The sequence below is a fragment of the Streptomyces sp. NPDC111744 genome (genome assembly GCF_055634995.1).
Window position 1 is genome coordinate 1 of record NZ_JBVKCG010000046.1, and the last position, 9,867, is coordinate 9,867.

The 9,867-nt window shown below is 65.2% G+C and carries 1 pseudogene; it reads left to right on the forward strand.

What is annotated here, in order from left to right:
• Nucleotides 1–138: 138 nt before the first annotated feature.
• Nucleotides 139–9,867 (forward strand): annotated as a pseudogene (locus ACZ7OO_RS42580) (hypothetical protein); the annotation flags it as partial.

A 9,867-nucleotide genomic window follows, 5' to 3' on the forward strand; every position in this document is an offset into this window, starting at 1 on the left:
GTCCTGCACCACACCACCACCTCCGCCACGGGCGCGACAGGCGCCTCGGCCGCCCGTACCACCCTCGGCCCCGGCCTCACCCCGGGAGCGGGAGCACACGCCGCAGCCAGCACCGGGACCGGAGGACGAGCGGGCGCCATGGCCGGGGCAGGCAGTGACACCGCAGCCCCGACGGGACCCGACCGCACCACCGGCCGCCCCGACATCCGCACCACCAGCACACCCCGAGCCGCCCCGGCCACCGAAACGGCGGCCATCACGGCCGACGGCACCGGAACCACAACCGACCGCGGCCGCACCGGCGACGGCGAACACCCCACCGCAACCGGCCACCTCACCAGCGACCACCACCCCTTCGACGGCGGCGGTCTGCCCGGCTTCGAGACACACCTGCCCGAGACGGACACGACTCCCGCCACCACCCGCGCCCCCGCAACGGACCCGCAGACCCCGACCACCGCACCCATCCCCACCCACCCGGCCGAAACAGCCGAAACGGCCGGCCAAGAGGCGCCGGACGGGGCGGACGAGGTGGATCCGGTCCTCGCCGTGAACGTCTACAGCCAGCTGATCGCCCTGCACGGCACCTCACCCCTGCCGGGCAAGACCGCCCTCGCCGACACCATGGCCAGGGCGGCCGACACCGCAGAACCCCGATACGGCGACGCGATCTCCCACGCCGTCAAAAAGGTCGCCGAGCACATCCGCGAACACGGACTCACCCACAGCCGCGACCTCGACAAAGCCTTCACCCGACTAGCCCGCCTTGCCGAACAAACCCTCGACAACCAACGCAACACCAGCACCATCACCCGCAGAACCGCCGAACTCCTCCTCACCGGCCACCCCACCCGCATGCGCGGCGGAACCCGACCACACCACACCCTCGACACCGCCACCACACACACCCGCCCCCAATCACCCGCTTGGGACCGCCAAGAAGGGACCAGCAACTCCACCACTCGCGCCGGCCGCACCACCGAACCGCGCCCGGCCCACGACCACTACCAGCCCATCACCCTCGCCTACATTCAGCGCCAGGGAATACGCCCGCCCGTCCGCATCAACGACAGCAGGGCCGCAGACCACGCCCACCGCCGCCTCCGCGAACACTTCGAACAACTCGTCGCCGACGTGGACCACGCCCTGCACCGCCACAGCACTCCCGACCACACCACCGCCGAAGCCGCCATCGACCAATTCCGCCAGGCTTTCCCGGAAGCATCAGATCTACGCGGGGGACTGGGCGGTGGGGGCTCATCGATCGAAGCCGAAATCAACAACGTCCTTATCACGCATCCAGGTGCGGATCTGGAGCTCGACTTCGCAGATCTCCTGGCCAGCGGACCCGGCGGAGCGCGAATTGTCACGGAAAACAAGGAACTATATTTCGGACCCGCGGGAGCAGATGAACTGTATCGAACCTCAGAGGCTGCCGTTGCCTCGGGGGGAACGGGAGCAGGAGAAGACTTCCTCATCCTCGAAGTAATCCCCGGCGTGATGAACAATGTTCCGGGCGAGATGTACAGCGATCTCGACGGAGGGATGAATCTCTATGCTTCTACGGAACAACGACTTGAGCAACTGGTCGACAGAAGAATCCCCCCCGGCGCGACTACTCCAGGCATCCCCTTGAGTGAACTATTTCCGAGCGAGTTGGGCTGGACTCTAACGGACATCGGCAGGCAGATCTCCGTGACTTCACGACCTGTAGGGGACCCAGGAGGTGCACACGTCCACCACAACATCGGCGTCCCCCTTGCCGGACTTCCAAGTTTTTTGTCGGAAGTCCATCACGGAACCTGGCGCGACGAATCATACAACTACCTCACGCGCTCCCATCTGCGTGATGCCCTGACCTTTGCGGCAGGGGTCGCCGGGCGCTACATGGTGTTCCTGGCAACCGGCTCCGCCCCGGACCACATCCCCGACATGGGTGACCTCGTCAATGCGCGATTGCGCGACGTGCAGGAACTCCGGGGCGTAGTCGCGCTCCACTACATCGTAGGAGCCGCAATCGTAAACGCGGACAGAGTAGCCGACCCGGCGCTTATGAAAGCGTATGCCGCAGTCTTGCCGCGGCACGACCCTGAAGACTTGCACAGAAGCCTCAGCACGAACGCCAAATTCTTTCTCTCATTCCATCATGAATCCATTATGCGCGAGTTCGAGAGGATTATTGACGATCGAATCCCGAAAGTAACGAAAAGATCTGAATCGGCACTGGACATCCCGCTCCCCGGCCCTGAACCGTTTAAGCTGAGCGATTACTTCCTGAGCGGCCTGACGGAAACCCAATCACCCAAGGTCCGCATGCAAGATTTCATGAAGACATTCACACTTGATGACCTTGATCGCATCAGTGTAACGAACCCCGGAACAAACCGGCACGCGGATATTGCACGAGCAGTCATAGAAGTCCGCTCATACGGACAACGTCTCGTCCGGTCCGACGAGGTGCGGACCCATCACACGCGTCTGACAGACATGGCCTCGATCGCGCACACCTACACGATGGAGCTGCACTGGCAGGAAACATCTCCGGCTGATCCACGCCCCCAAATACTCCAACGCGTCAGAGAACACCTCGCAGCGAACCCGCACACAACGACCGTCACCACGCACACCGCACCCGCAGCCGCCATCCACACCCCCGGCGAGGAAGCCCACCCCGGCCCACCGCTCGACTGGAATCTGTTCGACTTCAACCCGGACGTCTACCAGGTACACACACCCGACCTCGGCGACCAACTCGCAAGTGCCCTCGCCCACGCCCGCGCAGCAACCCTCCCGAACCCGAAAGAGATCGCCCTTCTCGAAGCAGCCCTCAAACGAGCACGCCCCACCCCCACCGACGGCGGCCCGCACGAACTCGAAACCACCTCCCGCACAGCGGACACCACCCCAACAACAGCCACCACCACCGGCACCGGCCCAACGACCACCACCACGACCAGCGCGCCGGCCACCCGCACCACCACCGACCCCAGCACCACGACGGGCTCCGAAGCCACAGCACACGCCGGAGCAGGAGCACACGCCGGTACCGGGGGTGACGCGGCGGCTCCGGCAGGAACCGGCCGTACGACGGCCGCAGCGCCCCACGGGCCGGACACGCCGACCGTGTCACCGAAGGGCAAGGGACGCGCCACCACCGGTCACGACCTTGACCCCACCCCCGCGGGCAGCGACTGGCGCGCCTCGACCGACGCGAGCACGGTGCTCACCGCCGCCCGACGTGCCCGGGGCGACGCGCTGGACGGCTTCACCGACGCCGAGCAGCGCCACCTGCAGGGCGTAGGCGGCTCCGCCCACCGGGACGGCTCCGCTCTCGCGCACGCCTGGAACCGGTTTGTCCGGGCCGACATGGACCAAGCCCTCGCCGAGCGGCGATGGTTCGAGATGACCGACGGTTCCCCGCTACCCGAGGTACGAGAGGTGGAAGCACGCCACGGCATGCTGCCGGGCGGCGCACCGACCTTCCACCGGCTGCGCGGCCGTCACGAAACGCACACCGGCCCCCCGGGTGTCATCCAATCGGTGACACTCGTCCCCCCGGCCAGCCACGTCGTCATCGACAAAGCGAAAGCCGGCCAGGCCGTCGGCCGTGATGTCCACGTGCTGATCCCCACCAGCCGCGACCTGACAGTCGCCCACTGGCTGCAGCATCCCGCCGACGCCGAGCGCGCGTTCCAGGACGACATGGATGCGCTGACCAAGGCGCGTGCCGCGGCGACCCACGACGAACTGATCACGGCTGTGGACACGCGCATCGCGTCGCTCTCCGACGATCTGGAACTCTTTCACGCCCTGCGGAGCCGCCCGGTCTGGGATGACCTGCGGGCCCCGCAGGCGGCCGTGCTCGTCATGGTGGAACGGCGTGCGCTGCGGACCCTGGCCGCGGACCGTGCCGCGCTGATCTCCAAGTTGCGCGGCGGTGAATGGGCGTGGGCCAAACCGTACCTGGTCGGCGGCGGCATCGACGGGGTGATGGAATCCCTGGTAACCAAGGTTCTCCACCACCTGCGGAACGGCATGACCCTGACGGTCAACATCGACCTGGAGAAGGCTGTCGAGAGCGGCGGCTCGGTGCTGGACGCGATGGTGCGGGACAATCCCGTCCTGCTGCGCAACCGCTGGGAGATCCCCGACGACCTCCGCTACCTCAACACGGGCCGCGGCCCGGCAGAAGAATCCCTGGGGTACGGCGCCACCGTCAAGCGCACCGCAGGCCCCAGCAAAGCCGGTATCTACCCCGGCCGCACAGGCGACCCCAAAGAGCTCTTCGCGCCGACCGACTCAGATCGCCCGCTCCTGCCCAGCTACGCGGCTCTGACCTCATCCCACCGGCCGCGGGGGCTCCGGCGGTATGGCTGGGCCGTCTTCCACCTCAAGCCCCATGTGATGGAACGGGCCACCTTCACGCCGACCGACAGTTTCGGCCCCGGTCCGCGCGGCGCGGAGGGTGTGACAGGACTGGGCAACATGGTGCCGCTGCTCCTCCACGGCCCCGAATCCCTGGTCCGGCTCGCCTTCGCCGAGGCCACCGACTTCGCCTTCGACGCCCCCTACCGGATCCTGCGCGATTCCAGAGCCCTCTCCCCAGTGCTGGAGCGTTACATCGAGGTGCAGGTCCACGGCCGGATCATCTGGCAGGACCTGGACCGGATCGTGATCTTCCACCTCGGCGCCGACGAGGCAAAGGGCCTCACCAAGAAGACACCGTCCCAGGCACTCGCCCACAAGTCCGTCCTGGAGACCTTCGCTCGCGACAACGGCCTCTCCTTCACCGTGGAGACGGTCCCGGTCTCCCCCGAGAGACGGCGGGACCCGGACGGCACCACGTTCGACGGCCCCCACGAGAGCTACGAAGACCTCCACGTCACTGCCTCGCTCCTTGACGGTGGCGGCGTGCCCCGCGAGGAGCTCTTCAGGACCATGGCCACGCGTGCGGAGCGGGCCGGCGCCGATGCCTTCGCCAATCCCGCCCCGGGCCGCACCACCGGAGCCGCAGCACGCCCCGACATCCGCACCGCCAGCGGACCACAACCCACCCGCACTACCACCACAACCGCCGACGGCACAGGCCCCACAGCAGTCGCCCACCACAACAGCAACAGCCATCTCGCCGGCGACGGTGGCCTGCCCGGCTTCGACACCCACCTCCCCACACCCGACACTGCGCACGAGTTTCCGGACGGGTCACGGGTGACCCGTCCCACCGCTTCCGAACCCGCGCAGGCGCCTCCCGAACGGCCGGCCTGGGCGATCACAGGCGCCACGACCAGAGCAGGGGCCGGCTCGCCCGGTACGCACGCCACACGGCCAGGGGTGGGCCACTTCGCGTCCGGCCTCAGTCCGGCAGAACTCGCAGAGGCGCAACGGCTCGAGCGAATGCTGAACCACGAGTTTCACATCCGTCTGGACTCCGGAGCCGGAGTCTGGGCTGTGCTGCAGAGCAATCCGGGCGCGCCGGTCAACGAGGCGGCCAAGATTCAGGCACTGCCATGGGACCTGCAGCAGCTGCAACAACTGGTCGATGCTTTGACAGACTACAAACCGCTCCTCGGCAGGTGGCGCAATAGAAAGACCCCCCAGGAGATTCGCACCATTGGGCTGGTGACCAGTGGAATGAACCAGAAGGCCGCAGAGCCCCGTCTCCTGGGCCAGTTCTTCCGGAAACACAAGTTGATCAATCTTTACAGCCAGAGCAACTCAACAAACGCGCCCGGTGGACTTGCCGGGATTGCCGTTCATGAACTGAGTCACGCCCTGGCTGAAAGGGAATATCTGTCGCTATTCGCCGCGAAATTCCGGAGTGGCGTAGAGGACCCCCTGGACGGCGGGCTCGAAGTTGCAGACACCGTCGAGATGGACTTCGAACTGACGATCACGAATTTCCTGGCTTATCCGGATCTCTGGAAGGCCAAACCCAGGCACGCGGCGGCGGCCCTGGAGCTGAGCAGGAGTTACCCTAACGTATTTCGTCGAATAGGAAACGAAACACCGTCAGGCGCAGGCAAACGCATCGCGGCAGCATTGAGCCACAGGCTGCAATGGTTCGGCACGCGAGTAGGCGCCTGGGCGCCGGACGGCAAGCGGAATTGGCCGGGAGAACCGCCGATCACCGACTACGCGAAGACGAACAAGGGCGAGGATCTCGCCGACACGAATAAATTCGGCCGCTACGCACCGCAATTCTTGCAGGCCAAAGCGCCCCTCCGGGCCGATTTCATCGCCTGGATGAAGAAAGACTGGACCACCACCGGAAGATTCGACAGACTCGCTACCACCGTTATGGAGATGGAGGGTTTTCCGGGATCGGCGGCGAGGATGTACGCGCGCGTAGGAGCTGCTGTTACGGCGAGAAACGGCGAGTTCGTTCCCGACACACAGGCCTTCATGGACCGGTTCGCGCAGTTGTCGGGGCGGCCGGAAGAGGAGGTCATCGCTCGTCTGGCAGGGCAGGACTGGTCCGGTTATCAGGTTGCGGACGGGCTGGACCGGGCAGTGGTGACCTTGGGGGTGCGGGTTCGGCTGGCCCGCGGCATTGGCGGTTTTGTTTCCGATCCCGAGATACATGCCGCTCTGGAACGGCAGGCCATGGCCGGGTACGCCGAACCGGACCCGCGGGCGGTCGCCCAGGACATCGCCCATCAGCACGCACTCGCGGCGCGGATGTTCGGGGAGATATGGAATGATCGGCTGACTCGGGGATTCCCACTGCCTGACAGTGCCGTTTTCCTGCGGATGGTCCTTGACGGATTCACGGACCTGACCGATCCCGACGTGTACGAAGGTGCCCGCTTCGACCTCTCCCGGGCGAGCGAAAACCGTCACACCGTTGAAGTCGATCGTGCTTCCGCCGCACATGTGGGGGATCTGCCCCGCAATATCCTCGAGACCCGTCAGGCACTGCCCGGCCGCATCAGCCCGTCCGTCTCCGACCGTGAGATAAGCGCTGTACTGGCCCGGCGTAGCCGTCCTGGGGAAATCCCTGCGCCCCTGTTCGCCGCCCAGGACATCCAACAGCAGCGTGACCTGCTGGCCGGAATGTTCGAGGAGGAGTGGCACCAACGTGCGGCCCGGGGGGACAGCCAGCTCGACAGCCACAGAGTGTTCCATTCCGCCACTCTCGTTATCACCGACCTCACCCAGCCGCAGTTCTACAACAGCCTCCGCGAGATCCTCCGCCTCGCCCCGGGCACCAGCCAACTCCCGGCCTCATCACTGGCCAATCCCCCACGCACCCTCATACTCACCCGCTACGCGCTGGGTGCCTCTGGCCTTTCCGCCACCACCGACGCCGAGATCATCGCCGCCGCGGGCCAAGCCCCGCACCCCGACCCCGTCCTTCTCGCGCGCAGCCTGCTCACACCCATCCCGCCCCACGCCGGCACACACTCCGATATCACCACCACAACCGTCTACAAAACCCGCACCCAGACCCGCCACACCGACGAACTCAACCAGAAATTCCTGCGGGACAAACTCGACCGAATCCCCTCCGGTGCCAGCGACGTGCGCGACCGCCTCCAGACCGTCCTCAACACCTACAACAAGCAGCCCGCCAAGCCCCACCCCAATCCCACCCCGGACCCCCATCACGCCCAGCCCGCCACCACCGACACCGGCCCCAGGAAGAGGGGCACGCATCGTGCATCGGCTGTGAATGCCACTCGCTCCGAGTTGGACCTCTTCGCGGACGGCCAGGGCGTCCGGTCCGGGGAAGGACCTGCCTCCGCAACCGCACCCGGAGCGGACGAGGCCGTGGACAACGCGTTCGTCGACGCCTCAGCGGTGAACGGCGACCGGATGGTAGTCGCGCCAGACGCACACGACGAGGCGCACATCCCGGCGGGCGAGGGCGTCGCGGCGCCGTCACATCCGCAACTGGCGCCTCTGCCGTCTGCGGTGTCGAACGGCGGGCACGTGCTGTCGCGGGACGCGAACCTGCTCCATGAGGTCAACCTGACGCTGCGGCGGATGGGGCGCGACGCGGTACCGACGGCGAAGATGACCGCCGCCCGCGCGGTGCTTGAGACCGGGCGCGGAGCCGCCTTCACCCAGGCCGGCCTCAAAGCACAGGCCGATCAGCTCGCCGTCCACCTCGCCCGCATCGCTTCCGACGAAAGCCTGGAAAGCCTGCCCACCGTCATGCCCGGCAAAGACGCCGCTATCCCCAGTACCTCGTCCACAGCCGCGAAGGCGGAAACACGCGCCCTGGCATCCCAAGCCCTTCTCTCGTCCGAACCGGGGGAAGAATCCACACATGACGGCACAGGCGAGGCCGGGCAGGTCCGCCCACGCCCCGTCGGCACGACCTGGGACGAGTTCACCACACATGACCCCAAGGGCGCGAACGAAGTACACGACCTCGTCATCAAGAAACTCGCCGAGCGGCTCAGACCCGAACGGATCGACGGGTTCACCGATGCCTACAACAGCTTGCACGAAGCGCACAAGAGGCAGCCGCTCAGCCGCCAGGCATCCCTAATCGCCGACTACCTTGTCACTGGCACTTTCGAGCACATGCTCGGCGGAGCCCCGCCCACGGTAAATGAATCCCGAATCGGCTCCCACACTTCCACGTCGTCCGTGATTTCTCATTCTGAGCTGGCCAGTGCGAGAGAAATATCATCGCTACTCGGGTCCCGTCAGGTAGATGTGGGAAGGCTGTTGCTTGTATTGAGGACTCGCAACTTGACTCAACACATCAACACGCCAGAAACCTTGAAGCACGCATGGCGACGCGTAAGTGAGGGGTCAGACTCATTGGCCGTAGTTCTCACCAACGCCGTGCAAAAGAACCGCATATCCCGGTCGGCTTCAGAGGACATCCTCCGCACCGTGGGTCTGATTCCTGCTCTGGCATCTGAGGACCTGCGACTGCAGCACATCGCGCCTCCCGTGGGCCGCAACGTATGGGAATCTGCAGAGGTCATACAGTTCGCCAATGATCTACATCGCACATCCACAGCAGATGAAGCTGCTGACATGTTGCGGCGGCTCAACCTTGAGCAGCACCCGCTGTGGGCAGTAGAAACAGCCTTTAGGCATCAATTCGGAACTGTCCTGCAGAAGTTCCTGCATGACAAATTCGGGAAGAATGCCGCTCACATGGACTACCTGCTGGGGCGCACCTTCCAAGAGACGATAACGCCGGAACAATCCCAAGCCTTGCTCGACCGGCTGGAACGGCTCACTGTCGACCATCCCAGCCAGGGCCACATCAGGGTGCATCCGTTCTATCCGGAGGAGGGCAACGACCTGCGCGCCCACCTTTGGGCGAATGAAGCCCGACGGTGGGGTGTCCAACCTCGGAAGATATTGGTTTCCGGGGGTGTCTCAGGACTGAGAACAAAGCACAACAGTGCGTTCGGGGCAAGCATCACGCAAGATCGTGAGCTGCTGCGTGAATCCAGCGCTGCAATCGCCGTCGACGTCACAGTAAATGGCAGGACCGAGGTCAGGGTCCTCGATCCCGAATTCAGTAACCCGATGACCATAGAGCGGTGGGCTATCGCCTCAGGCGTGAAAGGCCCATACCGATTGAAGATCGGCTCACCGGAGGAAATTCAGACTGATTTCGCCAAGGACCGCAGGAATAATCCGGGATCCTGGTACGCCCGATACAACCGAGACTGGCCAGCGGAAGCCACTGTCGTCCTGACCGAGGACCGCGTCTATGAATTCCCGCTCCCCGAACGGTCACCTCTCCCGTCGCGGGCCCAGACAGAATTCCTGGTGCGAAAAAATGTGGATCTTCTCTACTCGATTTCTATCTACGCCCAGCGGCGAGGTCTGGCCCGCGATATGTGGGACGTGCTCGAAAACTCCAAGGAAACAGACTCACCCGGCGACCTG